We start from the raw sequence: 21432 nt of genomic DNA, 5'->3' as shown, positions 1-21432 counted from the left end.
TAAAGCGCACAATTTTGCCAGTTTCGCCGTTATGTTATTATTCGGTTATTATTGAGGATTCAGAGACAAAGGAGCCGTTATGCTAACAATTGCCAGACGAACCGCCGTGGGGGCCGCCGTATTGTTAGCGATGCCGCTCGCAGTCTGGATCTCCGGCTGGGCCTGGCAGCCGGGCCATTCAGAAGTATGGCTAAAAGCGCTGTATTGGGTTACGGAAACGGTTACCCAGCCGTGGGGAATCATCACCCATGTCGTGCTATTTGGCTGGTTTTTATGGTGTTTGCGCTTTCGTCTGCGTCCGGCAATCATGCTCTTTGCGATCCTTGCCGGGGCGATAATGATCGGGCAGGGCGCGAAATCCTGGGTGAAGAGTATGGCGCAGGAACCACGGCCTTTTGTTATCTGGCTGGAAAAAACGCACCATATTCCCGTTGATGAGTTCTACACTTTAAAACGTAAGGATCGCGGCGCACTGGTAAAAGAACAGCTTGCACAACAACAGGATATCCCGTCGTTCTTACGCAAACACTGGCAAAAAGAGACCGGGTTCGCGTTTCCGTCAGGGCATACCATGTTTGCGGCCAGTTGGGCACTATTGGCGGTGGGCCTGCTGTGGCCGCGTCGACGCACGTTCACCATCGCGATTTTGCTGGTATGGGCAACGGCGGTCATGGGCAGTCGCCTGCTGTTAGGGATGCACTGGCCACGCGATTTAGTGGCGGCAACGTTGATGTCCTGGCTGCTGGTGACGGTGGCGACCTGGCTTGCTCAAAAAATATGCGGCCCGCTGTCACCGCCTGGCGAAGAAGCGCAGGAAATTCGCAAACGCGAGCAGGAAAATTGAGTCAGGGTTGATTTTGCCCCCTTTAACCCTCAAATCCTGAACTGGCCGTGTGCTTTTCCATTTCGTCCGCGTGGCGAAAATGATACTTTATAAGGCTGGATGCGATAGATTAAACAGGATTTATCAGCCAAAGCCACATAACGGGACGTCGTGTGAAATATTTTCTCATTTTCTTATTGGTGTTAGCGGTCTTTGTCATTTCAGTGACGCTGGGCGCGCAAAACGATCAGCTTGTGACCTTTAATTACTTATTGGCGCAGGGCGAGTTCAGAATTTCAACATTACTGGCGGTATTGTTTGCCGTAGGTTTTGCGATAGGCTGGCTGGTTTGTGGCCTGTTCTGGCTGCGCGTGCGTGTTTCTCTGCTGCGTGCAGAACGTAAAATTAAACGTCTGGAAAATCAGATTGCGCCTGAGAGTGTGCCGTCCGTTAACCCGACTGTGCCAGTAGCGAAGGAATAACGATTTATGCTGGAGTTGTTGTTTCTGCTTTTACCCGTTGCCGCAGCTTATGGTTGGTATATGGGGCGCAGAAGTGCACAACAGTCCAAACAGGACGAAGCGAGCCGTTTGTCACGAGATTATGTGGCAGGGGTTAACTTTCTCTTGAGTAACCAACAAGACAAAGCGGTTGACCTGTTCCTCGATATGTTAAAAGAGGATACTGGCACCGTTGAAGCTCACCTTACGCTCGGCAATCTGTTCCGTTCACGCGGCGAGGTTGACCGCGCCATCCGTATTCACCAAACCTTAATGGAAAGCGCCTCGCTGACCTACGATCAGCGCCTGCTGGCAGTGCAACAACTGGGCCGGGACTACATGGCTGCCGGGCTGTATGACCGCGCGGAAGATATGTTCAGCCAACTGGTGGATGAAACGGATTTCCGTATCAGCGCACTGCAACAACTTCTGCAAATCGCACAGCTGACCAGCGACTGGCAAAAGGCTATTGATGTTGCCGAACGTCTGGTGAAGCTCGGCAAAGAGAAACATCGTGGCGAAATCGCCCATTTCTGGTGCGAGCTGGCCCTGCAACAGATGGGCAACGATGATATGGATAAGGCGATGACGCTGCTGAAGAAGGGGGCATCTGCCGATCCGTCGAGCGCGCGTGTTTCTATCATGATGGGTCGCGTCTGGATGGCGAAGGGCGATTACGCGAAAGCGCGCGAAAGCCTGCTGCGCGTCATCGATCAGGATAAAGAACTGGTCAGCGAAACGCTGGAAATGTTGCAAACCTGCTATCAACAACTGGGTAAAACGGATGAGTGGGAATCGTTCCTGCAACGCTGCGTAGAGGAAAATACCGGTGCTGCTGCAGAACTGATGCTGGCGCAGGTGCTCGATCAGCGTGAGGGCGGCGACGTCGCGCAAACCTACGTGACGCGCCAGTTACAGCGTCATCCTACGATGCGCGTCTTCCATAAGCTGATGGATTATCACCTCAACGAAGCAGAAGAAGGGCGCGCGAAAGAGAGCCTGATGGTGCTGCGAGACATGGTTGGTGAACAGATCCGCAGCAAACCGCGTTACCGTTGCCAGAAGTGTGGCTTCACCGCCTATACGCTTTACTGGCATTGTCCATCCTGCCGCGCATGGTCCACCGTTAAGCCGATTCGTGGCCTGGACGGGCAGTAATATTTAAAAAAACACCTATCTTAGTTACAACATACTCTTTGCTTTTTCCCTTAACAGATTCAGCATCGTGCATGCAATGGTCGGCAGGGCGAATCGTGCCTGTCAATTTGGCGCACTCGCAGGTAGAATGCTCGCCGTTTACCTTTTCTGCGCCTGAATAGCCGGGCGCCCATCAACAAGAAGGTCTGGTCATGACGTCTACTGCTTCATCTTCTTCCCGTATTGTCACATCCTCTCCCGTTGTTGTTGCTCTCGATTACGATAACCGCGATAAAGCGCTCGCTTTCGTCGACCGTATCGACCCGCGCGACTGCCGTCTGAAAGTTGGAAAAGAGATGTTCACGCTGTTTGGGCCGCAGTTCGTGCGTGATTTGCAGCAGCGTGGCTTTGATATCTTCCTGGATCTGAAATTCCATGATATCCCGAATACCACCGCCCATGCCGTTGCGGCAGCGGCAGAGCTGGGCGTCTGGATGGTGAACGTCCATGCATCCGGTGGATCCCGCATGATGACCGCCGCGCGCGAAGCCTTGCTGCCATTCGGAAAAGATGCGCCGCTGCTGATTGCGGTCACCGTGCTGACCAGTATGGAAGCCAGCGACCTGCTGGATCTCGGCGTGACGTTGTCACCTGCGGATTATGCCGCCAGACTGGCAAAACTGACGCGTGATTGTGGCCTTGATGGTGTGGTGTGCTCGGCGCAGGAAGCGGTACGCTTCAAGCAAGAGTTTGGGCAGGCCTTTAAACTGGTAACGCCAGGTATCCGCCCCGTGGGCAGCGAAGCGGGTGACCAGCGCCGTATTATGACACCTGAACAAGCGCAGACTGCGGGCGTAGACTACATGGTGGTTGGTCGCCCGGTGACGCAATCTGCAGACCCGGCAATGACATTGCGCACCATTAACGCCTCACTGCAAAAGGGGGCGTAATGAGCGACTCCAATAGCCGTCTGGTGTACTCCACCGACAGCGGTCGTATCGACGAACCGAAGGCCGCTGTGCAACGTCCAAAAGGCGATGGCATTGTGCGTATCCAACGCCAGACCAGCGGGCGGAAAGGAAAAGGCGTGTGCCTGATTACCGGCATCGATCAGGATGATGAATCACTGGCAAAACTGGCGGCAGAACTGAAAAAGAAATGCGGCTGCGGCGGTTCAGTGAAAGATGGCGTGATTGAAATTCAGGGTGATAAGCGCGACCTGCTCAAAACATTACTTGAGGCGAAAGGGCTAAAAGTAAAACTGGCAGGCGGTTAACAAACAAAAAGGGCCCCGATAAAAATCGGGGCCCTGAATTCTTTTTCAAATACACAGACGATTAATTATTTGCCAACCTGGTGGCCGATAATCCCGCCGACTGCCGCGCCGCCCAGCGTCCCCAGGGTGCTGCCGTCAGTTAATACTGCACCGCCCAGTGCGCCTGCGCCAGCGCCAATAGCTGTGTTACGATCGCGTTTGGACCAGTTTGAACATGCGCTCAGTGACATTACTAAAGTGGCAGCGATTACTGCTGCAGTGATTTTTTTGTTCATTGAAGTCATCGTATTTTCTCCTGAATATTCGATTCACGGAAAAAGCCTATTTAAATTATAGCCGCTGGCCAGAGATAAAAACGGCTTATGTCGTGAAGCATGTTGCGCAGGTTGTAGAACTGTTACTTAGTCACGCAAGTGATAGTTACTTCCTGTTATATCGCTAACATTAATTCTACGTTTTTATCGTATATTCGACAGGTAAAAAGTCCTAATTGGACACTAGGAAAAATCTCATAGCGGAGTGAGGAGCGCAATACGAGGAATGGATGTTTTGTGGGAGAAAGAGTCCTCACACTAACCCTCTCCCATAGGGAGAGGGAACCGACTGAGCCTGTTTCAATATGTGTGCGGTTTACTCCCTCTCCCTGTGGGAGAGGGTCGGGGTGAGAGGCCCCTACGACCTCTTAACAATATCCACCTTCAGCCCGGATCGCTCAAGTTGAGTCTGCTGTTCTGCCGCCAGCCCATCATCGGTGATCACCCGGCTAAACTTCGTCATCGGCCCAAGCGGATATGCATGAGTAACGCCAAACTTGCTGCTGTCACTCAATGCAATCGCTTCACACTGTTTTTCCAGAACGGCATTCACCACGTCAGCACGCATCATGTCGCGGCCCGTAAAGCCCGTTGCAGCCTGCCAGCCGTCAATACCGATAAACGCTTTACTGAAATGAACCTGCTGGATGTACTGGCGCGTCAGTGGGCCTACCATGCTTTCGCTTTTCTTCTGATAGATACCGCCAAGCAGGATAACTTCCGCCGGCATCTCTTTCAGCAGGTGAGCAATATAACTGCTTACAGTAATAATCGTGATATCCGATTGCTCTGCCAGCGTCCGCGCCAGCAGGGCATTACTGCTGCCATTTTCGATGAACACGGTTTCGCCTGGCAGCACCAGTGAGGCGGCAAAGCTTGCCAGCTCGCGCTTAAGCGCAAAGTTATTCATCATGCGGGTTTCTACGTCTTCGCTGTCCAGCGGAACCGCAAAGCCGTGGGTGCGGCGCAGATAGCTCTCTTTCTCGAGCAGGTTCAAATCCTGACGGATGGTGACCTCAGAGACGCCGGTCATTTTAGCCAGGTCGGCGACGCTCATACGGCCTTTATCGATAACCATCTGCAGGATGGATTGTTGTCGGGCATTCATAATTAATTACGTATCAAAAGTCGGGGCGAAAACGCGCTGGCGCCTTTACGCGAAGTGAGCGGTGTCAGATTTCCCACGGGGATTTTGGCTGACCTGTTTGTGTAGCTTGTTGATCGGCAATTTGTGCCAGCAGTTCAGCTTTAAGAATTTCCAGGTTATTGATTGCAGAGTGGTAATCACCCGCCACCAGGATATCGAGAACGGTATCAATACGTTGAGCAACCTGATGCGCATCAAGATTAGACATGGTGTAACCCTGTTTAGAAATTTGAATGAAATCAATGATGCTAAAAATAGCGGCAAAAGAGAAGAGAAAAAAATGGCAGACGATACAACATTAAGTGAAAAGCGGCTTCGTTTAACGAAACCGCTTTTTTATCAGGCTTAAACCGCCGGACGGGCGATAACGCTGCGGGTTTCCATGCGCACTTCTGCGATGGTCACATCGATAACGTCAGTCACTTTGTAAGCGACTTCGCCTTTGATCTGTACGGTACCGTTTTCCTGGCTGCAAACCATTTCGTCACGCACGGCGTGGAGGAACGGCGCCGGAATAAAGGCCACGGCACCATTGTCGACCAGACGCACGCGCATACCGCCACGGCTGATATCGATAATTTCTGCCGCGAAACGTGTCTCTTTACCCGCCTGCGGGTTCAGATAGCGCGCATACAGCCAGTCTGCGACGTCACGTTCCGCCATGCGGTTCAGGCGACGGCGTTCTGCCATTTGGACTGTAACATCATCCTGCGGGCGCGCAGCATTTTCACCTTTGATGATCGCTTTCAGCAGGCGATGGTTAAGCATGTCGCCGTACTTACGAATCGGTGAAGTCCAGGTCGCGTAGGCTTCAAGCCCCAGGCCAAAGTGCGGGCCGGGTTCGATGCTGATCTCAGCGAAAGACTGGAAGCGACGGATGCGGCTATCCAGAAAACCTGACGGCTGTGCATCCAGCTCACGACGCAGCTTACAGAAGCCATTCAGGGTCAGAACTTCTTCCGGATCCACATGAACGTCGTGCGTTTTCAGCAATGCTGCCAGCGCTTCCGTATTTGCCGGATCAAAACCGGTATGCACGTTATAAATACCGAAACCAAGCTTGTCGCGAAGCACGCGTGCCGCGCAGATGTTAGCCGCAATCATTGACTCTTCAACGATACGGTTAGCGATACGGCGTGGTTCGGCAACGATATCCAGCACTTCGCCTTTTTCACCCAGCACAAAGCGGTAGTCCGGGCGGTCTTTAAACACCAGCGCGTGGGTTTTCCGCCATTCGCTGCGCAGTTGACACACACGTTCCAACAACGTGATTTGACGCGCGATATTCTCGCTGTCAGGTTTCCAGTCGCCGGTTTTTTCCAGCCAGTTGGAAACATCGTCGTAGGCCAGCTTAGCTTTCGATTCAATGGTAGCCGCGAAGAACTCGATATTATCTTCAATCGCACCATCGTCGGCCAGCGTCATACGGCAGGCGAGAACCGGGCGAACCACATTGGCACGCAGCGAGCAGAGGTCGTCGGACAGTTCACGCGGCAGCATCGGGATGTTAAAGCCCGGCAGATAGTTGGTAAACGCGCGCACTTTGGCGATGTTATCAAGCTTGCTGCCTGCGACAATCCATGCGGTTGGGTCGGCAATCGCCACGGTTAAATTCAGCTTGCCGTCGGCGGCCTCTTCCACATACAGCGCATCATCCATATCTTCGGTGCTGGCGCTATCGATGGTGACAAAGTCGAGGGCGGTAAGGTCGCGACGTTCCAGCCCTTCATCCTGCATCTCCGTTGCCACGCCGTCCGGCGCTTCTTTTTCCAGATTATGACGGGCGAGAGTCACCCACCACGGCACGAAGTGATCGTCGCCGAAGGTGATGAACTGGGTCAGTTCTGCGTAGAAGGTGCGATCGCCTTTCAGCGGGTGGCGGCGCATTTCTGCCACGGCCCAGTCGCCTTCTTTGAAATCGTGATCCACGCCGCGCTCGGCGCGACAAGGAATGGAATCTTTGATTAAAGGATGATCGGGAACGATAGAGAGGCGATCGTCTTTACGGTGCACACGTCCGACAAAGCGGGTCAGGAATGGCTCAACCAGTTCTTCCGGTTCGGCGCTTTCTTTATCTTTTTCAGAATGAATCACAGCGATAATACGATCGCCATGCATCACTTTTTTCATCTGCGGCGGCGGAATAAAGTAGCTTTTCTGCGCATCGACCTCGAGGAAACCGAAACCTTTTTCCGTGCCTTTGACAACCCCTTCCGCACGCGGCGTCTGGGAGTGAAGTTGCTGTTTTAGCTGCGCGAGCAGCGGGTTATCCTGAAGCATAATGATGTATTTTCTTGGCCAAAAGAGCGGCTGACAGTTTTACGCGATTCTCACTGTTGCGGCAAGCGCTCTTTCATCCTTTTACGCAGGTTGCCGCTCGCTTCTCAGCGCGATTCGTAAGCGATTTAACCAGCCAAATAGCGCGCTCCAGGCGAGTAGCGTCGTACTCTCTTGCGCACTCAAGCCGTTTTCCGTGAGTGACGCAAATTGCGCGGGGCTAAAACGGTCCGGCGCGCGGGTCAACAGACCAATAGCCTGGGTCACGGCCTGTTCGCGCGGATACTGATGGCACCATGCTTGCACAGCGCGATCGCCATTACGGATAGCCTCGGGGAGACCGCTGGCACCTTGCCATTGTGCGCTGTAGTAATTAAAGCAGCTCACGCTGCCGTTAATGCGGGCAGGCACCAGCGCCGCTAGAGTTTGCAGGGGCGGATTTACCGGGAGCGTTGCGATCAACTGTCCAAGACCATCCAGTATCGTTTCCTCGTGTGCTAACAGCGGGGTTAATGCGGCGAGTGTCGGTTGGGACTGCCAGCGCAGCAGCGATTGCGCCTGGGTTTTAGTTGCATAACGCGCATCGACGGGGGGCAAATCGCTCAGCCATTCACTCTCGGTCGCCACGAACACTTCTGCGGCGGCATCTTCTTGTGTCGGCATGCCGGGAATCCAGCGTACCGGCTGCCCCAGTTGCGCCTGGAAAATCGCCACTACGCGTGCCTGGAAGCCGACAAAACCCACAATCTGATTAATCAAAATAATGTCATAGGAGGTTAACCCGACATCGTCGAGCTGCTGTCGTGCCAGAGGGGTTATTACGGAGGGAGAACTGGCAAGCTGGCGAGCGTACTGGGTAATTTGAGCAAGACGATGGTTACTTTCGCGCGAGGAATCAGGGCCAGGAAGGGGGGCCAGACGGGCGGCATAGTGATTACAGAGCCGTTGTACACCGCACACCTGTGCGACCGTTAGCGCGCTACTCAGACGGTCGTAGGCACTGAATGTCCGTAAGCGGCTGATGGCGACTTCATCCGGAAACAGTGCTCGTGCCAGATTACGGCAGGCGCTTAGCCATGACGAACAGTCGTGTTGCAGCGATTCAGGCAGCGATAACCCCAGTAAAAAGCGATCTTCAACGTGGGCGGCTTCAGGCACAAGGGGCAGAACATCACTGTGTTGCGATCGGGACTGGGTCTCATGATACCAGTGGCTTTTACCGTAAGCGCGGCGTTGCTCCATGGGCATTCCTTGAAAGGTAAGTGGCGAACCGATGCAAGAATGAGAGGCAACACCGGATCGTTATGGATAAATATCCTGGCGTAAGCGCGCGATAGGAGAAAATACTGTTCGGTGCTAATTAATAACTTACTGGAATAACAGAAGGAAAAACGGGGGAGGGAATACCCTTCCGCGAGCGCGGAAGGGCAAAGAACTTATTTCAGTTCCAGTTCGTTCATTGCAGCGATGCTGAAGCCGCCATCAACGTGAACCACTTCACCGGAGATACCGGCAGAGAGGTTGGAGCACAGGAATGCAGCAGAGTTACCCACATCTTCAATGGTAACGGTACGACGAATCGGGGTAACCGCTTCGCAGTGCGCCAGCATTTTACGGAAATCTTTGATACCGGATGCGGCCAGCGTACGGATCGGGCCCGCAGAGATGGCGTTAACACGGATACCTTCCGGGCCCATAGCGTTAGCCATGTAGCGGACGTTAGCTTCCAGAGACGCTTTAGCCAGACCCATCACGTTGTAGTTAGGAATCGCGCGCTCTGCACCCAGGTAGGAGAGGGTCAGCAGGGCAGAGTCCGGGTTCAGCATGCTGCGGCAGGCTTTCGCCATTGCAACGAAGCTGTATGCGCTGATGTCGTGCGCAATTTTGAAGCCTTCGCGGGTCACCGCGTTCACATAGTCGCCGTCTAACTGGTCTGCCGGCGCGAAGCCGATGGAGTGAACGAAACCGTCAAATTTCGGCCATACTTTCGCCAGTTCAGTGAACAGGGATTCGATGCTTTCATCTTCAGCCACGTCACACGGCAGCACGATGCTGGAGTTCAGTTGTGCGGCAAACTCTTCTACGCGGCCTTTCAGTTTCTCGTTCTGATAGGTGAACGCCAGTTCAGCCCCTTCACGGTGCATCGCTTGCGCAATACCGTATGCGATGGACAGTTTGCTGGCAACGCCAGTGACCAGAATGCGCTTACCGGAAAGAAAACCCATAGCTTTTAATCCTTATATTCATTGTTATGGCGACCTGCCTGAAAACGGCGAGCCGTCGTTAAATCGCGGCGATTCTAGCATGAGTCGCCGGGAGAGTTAATCCGACCACTTCATCTCTGTCGGATTGGACATGAAATCTTTGCTAACGGCGGTGAACAATTATCTGTCTTTACGCCACGCGTCTGCTGTTAATGCCTCACCAAAATGGCCCGCAATCAAACGTTTAGTCAGATCATGCAGCGGTGCCGCCAGCACATCAGCAGTACTGCCGCGTTCGACCACTTCACCCTGATGCATGACCAGCACCTGGTCGCTGATATGCTTCATCATGCCCAAATGCTGAGTGACATAGATATACGAAATACCCTGTTTCTCCTGCAATTCCAGCATCAGGTTGACCAGCTGTGAGCGCATCGACATATCGAGTGACGCCAGCGCTTCATCGCAAACAATCACTTTGGGACGCAGAATCAACGCGCGCGCAAGCCCAAGACGTTGCTTCTGACCGGGTGCCAGCATATGCGGATAATAGCTGACGTGATCTGGCAGCAGCCCGACCATACGCAGCGTTTCGATAATCCGTTTTTGCCGCTCCTCCGCTTCAAGCTCTGTATTCAGGCGCAGCGGAAAATCGAGAATTTGCGAGATTCGTTGACGCGGATTCAGCGACGTTGACGGATCCTGAAAAATCATACGAATACGCTGGCTACGGAACGAGTAATCGCCATAGTGAAGAGGATGATCGTCAATCAACAGCTCACCCGTGGTCGGTTCAATCATACCTGCAAGCATTTTGGCCAGCGTTGATTTCCCAGAACCGTTTTCACCGATGATCGCCAGCGTCTGTTTTTCACGCAATGTAAAGCTGAGCGGTTTGACCGCCTGAAGCGTCTGACGGTGAAACCAGCCAGTACGATAGCGGAACGTTTTACTCAGATTGCGCACTTCAAGTAATGTCTCGACCACGTCACTCTCTCTCCATATTCAGCGGAAAATGACAGGCGAAAAGATGGTTTTTCGCGCCGGTCAAACGCGGCGTTTCAATGCATTCTCGCTGTGCATAAGGGCAACGCGGCCCAAGACGGCAACCAATCGGTAACTGCTCCAGCAGGGGAATCGCGCCTGGCATGGTGTTCAGGCGGCTTTTATGCGGCATAGGGCTTCCAAAATCAGGGATCGCGCGAATTAACGCCTGCGTATACGGATGATGAGGAATGGTCACCAGATCTTCGCTCGGTGCCGTTTCTACCGTTTGCCCGCAGTACATAACGTTGATTTTATCCGCCCATTTGGTGAGCATCTGCAAATCATGTGAAATCAACAGAATGGTGGTGTTGTTGTTCTGGTTGAGGCGCGTCAGCAGACGGAAAATCTGTGCCTGGGTGGTCGGTTCCATGGCGTTCGTTGGCTCATCGGCAATCAACAAACGCGGCTGGTTCGCCAGGGCGATGGCAATCATCACTTTCTGGCATTCACCTTCCGTAAGTTCATACGGGAAACTGCGCATCGCATCTTTATGATCTTTAATTCCCACACGGTGCAGCAGTTCGATGACACGGCGCTTGCGCCAGCCAAAACGCTGCCACCAACGGCCTTTGTAGGTCCAGCCGGGGATGTTCTGCTTCAACTGCTTGCCAACGCGTTCTGACGGATCAAGACAGGATTGCGGTTCCTGGAAAATCATCGACACGTTATGGCCGACCAGCTTGCGACGCTCTCGGTTAGAGAGGCGCAGCAGGTCGATATCATCAAAGCGCATGCGGTCTGCGGTGACGCGCCAGTTATCTTTATTGACGCCACAAATGGCTTTAGCGATCAGGCTTTTCCCTGAACCGGATTCGCCAACCAGCCCACGAATTTCACCTTCAGCGAGCGTCATGCTGACGCGGTCGACGGCCTTTACCCAGCCTTCGTTGGTTTTCAGTTCAATGGTTAAATTACGAATATCCAGTAATGGCATTACTCCACCCCCGCGTTAATGGCACGACGAATACCGTCGCCAAGCAGGTTAACCAGCAGCACGCTAATCATTATCGCAGCACCTGGCAGCATCACCGTCCACGGCGCAACGTAGATCAGTTCCAGCGCATCGCCAAGCATCGCGCCCCATTCCGGAGACGGCAACTGTGCGCCAAGGTCAAGAAAACCAAGCGCGGCAATATCCAGAATCGCCATCGACAGCGCGCGGGTGATTTCCGTTACCAGCCCCGCTGCGATATTCGGCAAAATAGCGAACCACAAAATATTCAGTGTTGATGCGCCATCCAGACGGGCAGCTACCACATAATCACGCTCGAGTTCATCATGCACCATACTGTAAATAGAACGTACCATGCGCGGCAGCAATGCCAGCCAGACGGCAAACATCGCATGCGATAGATGCGGGCCGGCGAAGGCGACGACGATGATCGCCAGCAGCAGCGACGGAATTGAGAGCAGGGTGTCGAGAATGTGGTTCAGCATGGCGGAACGCAGGCCATGCGTCGACCCGGCGAGAACGCCGAGTACCAGCCCGCACAGTGTGGCAGCTAATGTCACCACAAAGGCACCGCCCACGGTCGGCGCAGCACCGCTCAGCAAGCGGCTTAGCACGTCGCGGCCGAGATCGTCCGTGCCAAGGAAGAAGGAGACTTCACCATAGCGCGACCACGACGGTGGCAGCAGTTGATAACCGAGAAATTGCTGATCGATACCATAGGGCGCGAACCAGCTTCCGAATACGCACAGCAGCACCAGCCCGCCACAGCCATAAAGACCAATCATCGCGGTGGTGTCACCGTAGAATTTACGCCACACGGTGCGCAACGCACCGGGCGGGCGCTTCTCGATGTAGACGCTATCGTAAGGCATACCATTCCTTATGTTTCAGAGGGTTAGCCATTGCACCCAAAATATCAGAGACGACGTTTACCATAATGACCAGCGAGCCAATGACCATCACACCCGCAGAAATCGCCGCGTAATCTTGCTGGCGGATAGCGTTAATCATCCAGCGTCCCAGCCCCGGCCAGCTAAAGACCATTTCGGTGATCATCGCAAGCGTTAGCATAGTGGAAAACTGTAGCCCTAAACGCGGGATCACCGGCGGCAGTGCGTTATGCAGAACATGGCGACGCAAGATTGTTAAGCGGGAGACACCGCGCGTCGCGGCCGCTTTCACGTAGTTGGAATCAAACACCGCAATGGTGCTTAAACGCATCAGACGCACGACCTCGGTGGTGGGCGCGACGGCCAGAGTCAGTACCGGCAGTACCATATGACGCAGCGCGCTGGCAATCATCTCTTCGCGCCATGGCGAATCAGAGAGCCAGGCGTCAATCAGCGCGAACCCGGTCACGCTTTTGACCTGATAAAGCAGATCAAAACGTCCGGATACGGGCAGCCATCCGAGTGTCAGCGAGAAGAAAAGCGTGAACAGCAGGGCAAGCCAGAACACCGGCACAGAGAAACCGACCAACGCCAACGCGCTGATTAATTTGTCCTGCCATTTATTGCGCGTGATGCCGGCGACCATCCCAACGGGAATACCCACCAGAAGAGCAAAGCCAAAGGCGAGAAGGCACAACTCCATCGTTGCCGGGAAAACATCTTTTAATTGCTCGGAGATAAGCTGGCCGTTGATGCTGGAAACGCCGAAATCCCAGTGCAGCACGCCGTTAAACCAGAACACCAGCGCATTCCAGAACGATGCGCCCTGCAATGGCGCATGCGGCGTGAAGTAGCTGAGGCTAAAACCCACCAGCCCAAGAAAGAAGAGCGTCACCAGCAAAAGCAGTAAACGACGAAGGGTAAAAATGATCATGGCTTTTTCACCTTATCTTCTTTCTCGCGCGATACCCCAGCAAACGAGGCGTTGCCGAACGGGCTCAGCACCAGGCCTTTAATATCATAGCGATAGGCCTGTAAACGCAGTGATGAGGCCAGCGGTAACACAGGCAATTCGCGTGCCAGAATCTGCTGGGCTTCGTCGTAGGCATCGATGCGCGATGCCAACTGTTGTGAGGCCAGCGCTTTACGCAGCACGTCATCGAATTCGCGGTTACACCAATGGGCAAAGTTGGTTTGCGAGGAGATGGCCGCGCAGCTCAATAACGGGCGGAAGAAACTGTCTGGATCGTTACTGTCCGTCGCCCAACCGGACAACGTCAGATCATGATTCATATCCATCAGGCGCGCCTCCTGGAAACGGCCTTCAACCGGCACTATCACCACTTTAACGCCAACCTGCGCCATATCCGCCTGAATCAGTTCGGCGGTTTTTAACGGACTCGGGTTCCATGCCTGCGAACTGGTCGGCACCCACAACTGAAGCGTGAGGTTTTCTGCGCCCAGGGATTTCAGCAACTGACGTGATTTTTCTGGATTGTATTCGGTAATTTTAGCCTCGTTATCATAAGCCCAGGAGGCGCGAGGCAAAATGGAAGCCGCTGTTTCCGCAGTACCGTAATAGATAGACTGCATCAGACGCTGGTTATTAATCGACAGGGCCAGCGCGTGGCGAATCTCAGGATTATTCAACGGCGGTTTATCGGTATTGAACGCCAGATAAGCGATGTTCATCCCCGGACGCAGCGTCAGGCGCAAGCGTGGATCGTCACGTAAGATGGTTAACTGGCTGGCGGCAGGCCAGGCCAGAACATCACACTCACCGGTCAGGAGTTTTGATAAGCGACCGGTTCCACCGGAGCCTAAGTCAACAACAACCTGAGGCATCAAGGGTTTACCGTGCCAGAATTTTTCGTGACGTTGTAACCGAATGTATTGTCCGGTGCGATATTCATCGAGCAGAAATGGCCCTGTGCCCACTGGCTGGCGATCGAGCAGTTCTTCGTGATCCTGCTTCGCCAGTTGGTTGGCATACTCCGACGACATGACGGAGGCGTAGTGGGTCGCCAGGTGCCAGAGGAAGGAGGCGTCCGGGTGATTCAGGCGAAATTCTACCGTGTGGCTGTCGAGTTTGCGCACGCTCTGAACCGTATCAGCGAATTGCAAACTGTCGAAATAGGGGAAGTTGCCGCCGTTGACGTTATGCCATGGATGATTCCGATCAAAGATACGCGCGAAGGTGAAGACGACATCGTCCGCGTTGAGGTTTCTGGACGGCTTAAACCAGCGCGTGGTCTGGAACTGCACGTCGTTGCGCAGATGGAAGCGGTAGGTTGCACCGTTATCCAGCACCTCCCAGCGTTCAGCCAGTTCCGGTACCAGACGATAAGTATAGGGGTCGACATCCAGCAGCCGGTCATAAAGCTGGGCCGCCAGCGTGTCGACAATCAGACCGCTACCTGCTTTTTGCGGGTTAAACGTGTTGACCTGCCCGCTGACACAGTAGACAAAGCCGCTATCGCGAATGTCGGCATTGGCGGGCAGGGAAGCGGGCGGCGCGGCAATCGCCTGACCACAAACTAACCCTAACCCTGCCAGGAGTGATGACAAATTCAGGCGCATAATTCTTTTTTGATGTGAGATAGTATGGCTATCTTATTAATAGTTAATGACATTTGTCATATCCGTGTGTCCAGGAGAAAGTGGGTGCTTCACCGGTCGCATCGTTCGATACGGACAGCGTGGGCATTTTCAGATTCCCCATAGATTATACCCTGTAAATCAACTCTCCGTCCTGAAGCTCCACTTTCCCTTGTCGTGCTCAAAGGGCGCCCGCTATGCGCAAGAGGAGCAAAATGACGGAACATGCTCAGAGTACGCTGATATTATTTGATTAAAAAATTATCAATAGAGAGAAAAGTCTCCATCGCCTTGAAGTATGGTATCTTTTTATCGATAACATCTCCAGTTAGCCTTCTTATTCCTCTGATTAATGCTTGCTGACCTGCCGACAATGAACGCTGTGCAGACGATTGCAAAAGTGACCAGAGCGGTTGTAAAAACATAATCTTAACAAGATGATGCAACCGCACTGCTGAAAAGGATGCGCAATAAAAAAAACAAGTCATTGATTTTATGAGCAAAAAAAGGCAGCGACTTTTTGGGCTCCTTTTTGACGGGAGAGTTTTTGCATTTGGAATTTATGCCCAATCCGATAAACGGCATGGAGGGCATTGACCGGAATTGTTACATTTACATTTTCTCTATGGCCAATATTGACATCGCAGGGTTATTTCATCCTGTATAAATGTGACACATGATTTCCAGCACAATACCATCATGCCTGGTAAGCCTTCTGTAATGCGTTACATTTATCTGGCCAGGTTGATGAATCAGGATTGTGATTATGCGTTATGAAAGTATTGTTAGTGATATGGCCGCGTGGATTGAAAACAATAAATATCATAATCTTAAGATAGAAGAGATCACTGAAAAATCAGGATTTTCCAGAAGACACCTACAGCGTTTTTTTAAACAAAAAACGGCATTGAGTATCGGCACATATAGTCGTCTTAGGCGACTCTCAGGCGCTGCTATTGCGCTACGAATTACCGGGCACGCTGTTAAGGATATCGCACGATGGTTCGGCTTTGATTCTGCCGCATCCTTTATTGCAGCCTTTCGTCGTCAGTTTGGTGTCACTCCGATTGTATTTCGTAAACGCGATGAATGGCCCTTTGAGGATATGATACCTCGTTATGATTACCTGGCTCGTGTAGCGAAACTGGATTGCCGACTAATACGATGCAGCATTGGTAAACCTATCATGAGTAGCGTTAATATTGCTGAAGTCACGCAGAATATTCAGCCAGCAGGATTATATTCAATGCTTATTACGAATGTGAAATATGATGAGGAGTTTATCACAAACAGTGATGTTATGCTGTCTTACGCATTATGCATAGAAGAAAACCAAACCAGTGATAAGCTGGATTGGATTTCAATTACACTTAATGAAAATATTGATAACTTAACTCACATCCAAAAAGTGATCTACGCGGGTTTGCTGCCATCTATTGGCATAACACGTCTTCGTGCACCGGATGTTTTAAAGATTAAATCTAATCAGTTGGGTGAGGTTATCATTACTGAATACCGGGTGCCTTGCGTACCACATACCACAAATTTTTGACCAAACTCGACTTATGCGATCATCATAGAGGGTGTAGTGAATAGTGTTCTTTTTTAAAAATAATAAAACCAAACAATGTGTGATGCCTGAAGTCGTTGATGAGATTCCTTTACAGGAAAAGAGAAGGCTTTATCTTCTTGAAAATGGCGTAAAGAATTTTTCGGGGGGTGTCACCAGTTTGCATGACAGAATCGATGAGATGCTCCGCAACGATTGTACCGATACTGAAATGCTTCGCACATTGCTTAGCGATCTTTCTATCTATCTCCGTGATTTACAGGTAGTGGGGAAACTTAAGCCTGATTAATGCATTTTACAATTTCCATAGCCTGTCAATAAAGCGGGGTAGGCTGGTTTCATCCAATGTTGTCGACACAGATAAAAACTCAGATGCCGTTGCGTTAGGAATCGCTTTATTCCATTTTTTAAAGGGAATGCCCTGGTCGCTAAGATAGTCCTCAATCTCATTCTCACAAAACCTTACGTCATGTATCAATCCACAACGGTAAAGGCAGTTTGCCAGTAATGTCACCTTATCTATTGGCATGCTCATGACCTGCTTCTAGTATTCATGTATGATCGGCAGTGGGACAGGGTAGTTATTTCTCAGTCCGAGTAACTGGCAGCGTACAAATTTTTGTTGATCCTGATACCAAAAAATAAAGCTACCACTATTACGATCATAAATCATTTGATCAAGATTAGCGAACTCAAATATCGATTTGGAACCATCGATCATATGACCTCCCCCCGTTTCAAACTCATCCTTTCCCCATCGCTCCTGAGTGTGAAGATAATGGTGTAGGATAACCTCAATGTTTCCGCGTAGCGGACACTGAAGTGATATATATGCGTCGTCTATGTTAATGGCCCAGGTGAGTGGTGTGGCAAACAGTAAATGCAATACCAAAATGACCTTTCTCATACTATATCTCTATGAATAAAACTAAAATGATAAAATGCCGAATACGTTCAGAAACTCATCGTGTAATGGTGTTTTTACCGTTCTCCTTAGAGAGGTAGAGCAATTTATCAACGGCTTCTAACGCTTCTAATCCGGTCTTATTATCAAATGACACAACGCCACCACTTACTGTTGTTCTAAGATTACTTTCACGATATTTCATGGCCGCTATGTCCATGCGTAACGCTTCGATAATAGAGTTCGCAACATTGATATTGATGCCGTCAAACAGCGCCGCAATCTCTTCTCCACCGTAGCGATAGAATTTAATGTGTTCGGTTTCATATTTTCGGGCCAGTTTGGCAATGGTCTTGAGTACCAGATCGCCTTTAGTGTGGCCAAATTTATCGTTTATGGCCTTAAAATCATCTATATCAATGAGTGCAAGGCAAGAGTCAGATTTGTAGCTAAATGTCTCAAGTTGTTGATCAAAAGCTCTGCGGTTGAGCAATCTGGTAAGGCCATCGGTTGCTGCCTTTGAAGAGATGTCTTCTAACCGCGAAATATTGTTTTCAATTTCAAACGCTAAAATTTTTGAAGAGTCTTCTCCATCAAATCGGCCGTATCGAATACTTGATGCAATATTCGTTAAGGTGGTGTTCATTACTGAAATGATCGCCCACCAGGCGAAGCAGATAATCAGAATGGAAAGCATGATGAAATAATAAATTTTGGTGTTCATTTCAATCATGGTACTATTCATGGTTTGCTGTGTAACTTTATAAAAAACGACCCATGAGGGATTATCCATTTTCTTGTAAAAATAGTATGAATCATCTTCCTGATTGTAAAATGAACCACTCTTCCATATTGTTTGCCTCAACAATTGCATGTTCTTTTTGATATTTGTCATGATGACTTTATCTGTGATTTGCTCACCATTATCTGTCAAAATGAAGTTATTGCCAGGCATTGGTGGATCAATACTACTTAATGCCTGGTTAACAAACGATAAATCAATATCAAAAGCGACGACACCATTCGTTAATTCGTCACTTTCAAAGAAAGGTAGTGAAACAGATACGATTCTTTTAGTTGAAATGTAGTCGTTGTAAGGCTGTGTGAAAGAAGTTTGTTCTGAATAACTGGTGGCTATCTGATACCATGGGCGTGACTGAGGAACGAACCCTTTGATGAGTTTATTGTTTTCGCTCAGCATAGGGATCCGTGTGTAATGATTATGTGCATCGAGAATGTTCAGGCCCGTTATATTAGGCATGATGTATAGCTGACTACTTAGCCATTTATTGAATCTGCGAGAGCTGATTTCTGAGTGATCACATATTGTTTCTGTGATGAGTTTCAGGGATGTTTCACTATTAGTAAGCTTTTCGTTGATAATATTTTCCAAAACCGATACATATTTTTTTGAAAATGAGACGCACGATTTTTTTATATCTATCCACTGATGATAAGCGATCATACCGCTGGCGATAATTAACGTAAACAATAAGCTGGAAAAAACAATATTTAAGGATTTGGTGAAGGAGATTTTTTTCTTTAATTTCATACTTTCAATGGACGCGTGTTTTTACAGCTATGATGCTAAATAATTCTGTGCGATGTGTCAAAAATTGGATATGGTATTTGTGCCAAATTGCCCGTTACTAATAAAGTATGGCGTTGATCGAACAGTGCCTGATTTAATTTCAGGCACTTGTAATGGCGATCTGGAATCAATTTTAACGATTTTTTTGGCGTGAGCGGGGCCGATTAAACCAGGACATCACACCGGAAAAAAGCAGGACTACCCACACACATTCGTGCAAAAACACGCCGATGTAGACGCGATTGAAGATGAAAAGCAGGTACAGGATCAACACACTGCAAAAAATCGAGAAGCTATAGCGGAAGGTTTTAGCGCGCATAATGGGATTTCGATTGAGAAAGGTGCGTGATTATACGATCACAATCAATTGCAGATGTAGTGAGTTTTTTCGAACAAGAGATTCGACCTCATCAACGACTAACTGACCTAAACTTTACCTAACCCCTTTTTCATCTTATCGACGATGTCGGGAGGTGACAATGAGCCTCTATCAACGCATTCATGGCGACCTCTGGCGCAATATTTGGGTGGTGGGCGATCTGCACGGCTGCTACGCGTTATTGATGCAACATCTTGAGCGCATTGCATTTCAGCCTATGCAAGATCTGCTGATTTCGGTGGGGGATTTAATCGATCGGGGAAGCGAAGATGTTGAATGCCTGATGATGCTCAATCAGCCCTGGTTCCGGGCGGTGCGCGGCAATCATGAAGAGATGATGCTGGACGCGCTGGAGGGAAACGGTCACACAAATCTGTGGGTGGCAAACGGGGGCGGATGGTATTTTGACCTCAACGTGAACGAGCAACATCGCGTGAAAGCGCTGCTGTATCGTATTGCAGAGTTACCGTTGATTATCGAAGTGGTGACCGGGGATAAAAAAATGGTTATCTGCCATGCGGACTACCCGGACGACCATTATGCCTTCAACAAACCGGTTGACCCTTTTCAGGTGGTGTGGAACCGCCAGCGTATTAATCGCGCCCAGCGCGGCTCCATGTGTTTGATAGGTGGGGCCGATCAGTTTTTCTTCGGCCACACGCCTGTGTCTAAACCTTTTAAATCCGCCAATCAGCTCTACATTGATACGGGCGCCGTGTTTTGCGGCAATCTGACGCTGGTTCAGCTTCAACATCGTGTTAAAGCTGGTGCTTCTTCAGCAACGCCCGTAGCTGATGGTAGGTAAGCCCAAGCAATTCCGCCGCCTGCTTCTGATTAAACCGCGCCTGCTGCAAACTCTTTTGCAGGAGATCTTTTTCCTGATCCAACTGAAACTGGCGTAAATCCATCGGTAGTTTTGGCTCGTTTGGGCTACTTTTTTCCGCTGTTTCTGGCTCACTTTGCCGTTGGAATGGATCGATAATAATGTCGTCCAGCGGAATATCACTGCTGCCATGCCGATAAACGGAACGCTCCACGACGTTCTTCAATTCTCGAATATTCCCAGGCCAACGGTAGCCCATCAATGTTTCACGGGCGTGCTCGGTGAAACCTGGAAACAGCGGCATCCCAAGTTCACGGCACATCTGAATAGCGAAGTGGTTTGCCATAAGCATGATATCGCTTTGGCGCTCACGCAGCGGCGGGAGCTGTACGACATCAAAGGCTAACCGGTCAAGCAGGTCGGCGCGGAACGTACCGTCTTCTACCATCTGGGGTAAATCAGCATTAGTGGCGCACACCAGCCGAACGTTTACCTGCAACGGCTGGCTGCCGCCGACGCGTTCCAGTTCGCCATATTCAATCACGCGCAGCAGTTTTTCCTGCACCAGCATGGGCGCGGTCGCCAGCTCATCGAGGAATAATGTCCCGCCATCGGCGCGTTCAAAACGCCCCGGATGGCGCTTTTGCGCGCCGGTAAATGCACCTGCTTCATGGCCGAATAATTCCGAATCGAGCAGGTTTTCATTGAGCGCCGCGCAGTTAAGCGAAATAAACGGCCCCTGCCAGCAGGAGGAGAGATAATGCAGACGGTTCGCAATCAGCTCTTTACCCGTACCGCGTTCGCCGATGATCAACACCGGCTTATCCAGTGGCGCAAGGCGTGAAACCTGCTCCAGGACTTCCAGAAAGCGGTTGGCTTCGCCGAGAAGATTGTCTTTATATTCTGCCATGATGAAATTCACCATTTGTTAGTGTAATTCGCTAATTCACTCTACGTCGAAAGCGGGTAAATTTCAATCACCTTAAGCAGAATCAATAAG

At 50.7% G+C, this 21432-nt stretch carries 23 protein-coding genes; 9 read left to right on the top strand and 14 right to left on the bottom strand.

The window, feature by feature from the left end:
• The first annotated feature begins 79 nt into the window (after positions 1–79).
• The 5 genes from pgpB (at position 80) to yciH (ending at position 3736) form a co-directional block, all read left to right on the top strand.
• A complete protein-coding gene (gene pgpB / locus ACOXYR_RS11345; protein ID WP_113858679.1) occupies positions 80–844 on the top strand; it encodes a phosphatidylglycerophosphatase B in 765 nt (254 codons plus the stop codon).
• Between the two features lie 152 nt (positions 845–996).
• Entirely contained in the window at positions 997–1305 is a 309-nt protein-coding gene (locus ACOXYR_RS11340) for a LapA family protein (protein WP_108475612.1), read from the top strand.
• A 6-nt stretch (positions 1306–1311) separates the two neighbouring features.
• Positions 1312–2481, top strand: a complete 1170-nt coding sequence (gene lapB, locus ACOXYR_RS11335) for a lipopolysaccharide assembly protein LapB (protein WP_015964637.1) — start codon at positions 1312–1314, stop codon at positions 2479–2481.
• A 191-nt stretch (positions 2482–2672) separates the two neighbouring features.
• Positions 2673–3410 carry an orotidine-5'-phosphate decarboxylase gene (pyrF, locus tag ACOXYR_RS11330; RefSeq protein WP_421355181.1) on the top strand — a complete coding sequence of 246 codons (738 nt, stop codon included), beginning with the start codon at positions 2673–2675 and terminating at the stop codon, positions 3408–3410.
• The gene (gene yciH / locus ACOXYR_RS11325) at positions 3410–3736 is read left to right on the top strand and encodes a stress response translation initiation inhibitor YciH (protein WP_350435418.1); all 327 of its coding nucleotides are present in this window, start codon (positions 3410–3412) and stop codon (positions 3734–3736) included. The genes pyrF and yciH overlap by 1 nt, the downstream gene beginning before the upstream one ends.
• 65 nt (positions 3737–3801) lie before the next feature.
• Here yciH and osmB read toward each other — a convergent pair whose 3' ends face one another.
• The 3 genes from osmB to ACOXYR_RS11310 form a co-directional block, all read right to left on the bottom strand.
• Complete coding sequence (gene osmB, locus ACOXYR_RS11320) at positions 3802–4020, bottom strand: osmotically-inducible lipoprotein OsmB (RefSeq protein WP_015964634.1); 219 nt, start codon at positions 4018–4020, stop codon at positions 3802–3804.
• A 388-nt stretch (positions 4021–4408) separates the two neighbouring features.
• Positions 4409–5158: a DNA-binding transcriptional regulator YciT gene (yciT, locus tag ACOXYR_RS11315; RefSeq protein WP_421355180.1), complete on the bottom strand. Its 750-nt coding sequence runs from the start codon at positions 5156–5158 to the stop codon at positions 4409–4411.
• A gap of 64 nt (positions 5159–5222) precedes the next feature.
• Positions 5223–5405 carry a YciZ family protein gene (locus ACOXYR_RS11310; RefSeq protein WP_113856780.1) on the bottom strand — a complete coding sequence of 61 codons (183 nt, stop codon included), beginning with the start codon at positions 5403–5405 and terminating at the stop codon, positions 5223–5225.
• Here ACOXYR_RS11310 and ACOXYR_RS11305 point away from each other — a divergent pair.
• Positions 5385–5546 carry a hypothetical protein gene (locus ACOXYR_RS11305; protein WP_158529122.1) on the top strand — a complete coding sequence of 54 codons (162 nt, stop codon included), beginning with the start codon at positions 5385–5387 and terminating at the stop codon, positions 5544–5546. The two genes, ACOXYR_RS11310 and ACOXYR_RS11305, sit on opposite strands and share 21 nt — an antisense overlap.
• Here ACOXYR_RS11305 and ACOXYR_RS11300 read toward each other — a convergent pair.
• From ACOXYR_RS11300 to sapA, 8 genes are all read right to left on the bottom strand, one after another.
• Entirely contained in the window at positions 5543–7477 is a 1935-nt protein-coding gene (locus tag ACOXYR_RS11300) for an exoribonuclease II (protein ID WP_113856781.1), read from the bottom strand. The two genes, ACOXYR_RS11305 and ACOXYR_RS11300, sit on opposite strands and share 4 nt — an antisense overlap.
• An 81-nt stretch (positions 7478–7558) precedes the next feature.
• Positions 7559–8716, bottom strand: coding sequence for a CMD domain-containing protein (locus tag ACOXYR_RS11295; RefSeq protein ID WP_421355179.1), 1158 nt, complete (start codon positions 8714–8716; stop codon positions 7559–7561).
• 194 nt (positions 8717–8910) lie between these two features.
• Entirely contained in the window at positions 8911–9699 is a 789-nt protein-coding gene (gene fabI / locus ACOXYR_RS11290) for an enoyl-ACP reductase FabI (protein ID WP_108475605.1), read from the bottom strand.
• Positions 9700–9858: 159 nt separating this feature from the next.
• Entirely contained in the window at positions 9859–10665 is an 807-nt protein-coding gene (sapF, locus tag ACOXYR_RS11285; protein WP_108475604.1) for a putrescine export ABC transporter ATP-binding protein SapF, read from the bottom strand.
• A gap of 1 nt (position 10666) precedes the next feature.
• A complete protein-coding gene (gene sapD / locus ACOXYR_RS11280; RefSeq protein WP_108475603.1) occupies positions 10667–11659 on the bottom strand; it encodes a putrescine export ABC transporter ATP-binding protein SapD in 993 nt (330 codons plus the stop codon).
• On the bottom strand, positions 11659–12549 hold the full coding sequence (gene sapC / locus ACOXYR_RS11275; protein ID WP_015964626.1) for a putrescine export ABC transporter permease SapC: 891 nt from the start codon (positions 12547–12549) through the stop codon (positions 11659–11661). The genes sapD and sapC overlap by 1 nt, the downstream gene beginning before the upstream one ends.
• The gene (sapB, locus tag ACOXYR_RS11270; RefSeq protein ID WP_108475602.1) at positions 12536–13501 is read right to left on the bottom strand and encodes a putrescine export ABC transporter permease SapB; all 966 of its coding nucleotides are present in this window, start codon (positions 13499–13501) and stop codon (positions 12536–12538) included. Before sapB ends, sapC begins: the two co-directional genes overlap by 14 nt.
• Positions 13498–15147: an ABC transporter substrate-binding protein SapA gene (gene sapA / locus ACOXYR_RS11265; RefSeq protein WP_421355178.1), complete on the bottom strand. Its 1650-nt coding sequence runs from the start codon at positions 15145–15147 to the stop codon at positions 13498–13500. The genes sapB and sapA overlap by 4 nt, the downstream gene beginning before the upstream one ends.
• Positions 15148–15931: 784 nt before the next feature.
• Here sapA and ACOXYR_RS11260 point away from each other — a divergent pair.
• Positions 15932–16717 carry a helix-turn-helix domain-containing protein gene (locus tag ACOXYR_RS11260; protein WP_421355177.1) on the top strand — a complete coding sequence of 262 codons (786 nt, stop codon included), beginning with the start codon at positions 15932–15934 and terminating at the stop codon, positions 16715–16717.
• 43 nt (positions 16718–16760) lie between these two features.
• Entirely contained in the window at positions 16761–17024 is a 264-nt protein-coding gene (locus tag ACOXYR_RS11255) for a hypothetical protein (protein ID WP_189623237.1), read from the top strand.
• Positions 17025–17279: 255 nt separating this feature from the next.
• Here the strand turns inward: ACOXYR_RS11255 and ACOXYR_RS11250 are convergent, their stop codons facing one another.
• Positions 17280–17642: a hypothetical protein gene (locus tag ACOXYR_RS11250; protein ID WP_113856785.1), complete on the bottom strand. Its 363-nt coding sequence runs from the start codon at positions 17640–17642 to the stop codon at positions 17280–17282.
• Between the two features lie 55 nt (positions 17643–17697).
• Complete coding sequence (locus ACOXYR_RS11245) at positions 17698–19191, bottom strand: sensor domain-containing diguanylate cyclase (RefSeq protein WP_407732684.1); 1494 nt, start codon at positions 19189–19191, stop codon at positions 17698–17700.
• 518 nt (positions 19192–19709) lie between these two features.
• On the opposite strand from ACOXYR_RS11245, the gene ACOXYR_RS11240 reads away from it, so the two are divergent.
• Complete coding sequence (locus tag ACOXYR_RS11240) at positions 19710–20414, top strand: metallophosphoesterase (RefSeq protein ID WP_421355176.1); 705 nt, start codon at positions 19710–19712, stop codon at positions 20412–20414.
• Here the strand turns inward: ACOXYR_RS11240 and pspF are convergent.
• Positions 20368–21357, bottom strand: coding sequence for a phage shock protein operon transcriptional activator (gene pspF / locus ACOXYR_RS11235; RefSeq protein WP_189623234.1), 990 nt, complete (start codon positions 21355–21357; stop codon positions 20368–20370). The genes ACOXYR_RS11240 and pspF overlap by 47 nt on opposite strands.
• Positions 21358–21432 lie beyond the last annotated feature (75 nt).

It is taken from the genome of Pseudocitrobacter faecalis, from assembly GCF_965231525.1.
GTDB classification, from domain to species: Bacteria; Pseudomonadota; Gammaproteobacteria; order Enterobacterales; family Enterobacteriaceae; genus Pseudocitrobacter; species Pseudocitrobacter faecalis.
Note: the sequence above shows the minus strand (reverse complement) of the source record. Positions and strands in the feature narration are given on the sequence as shown.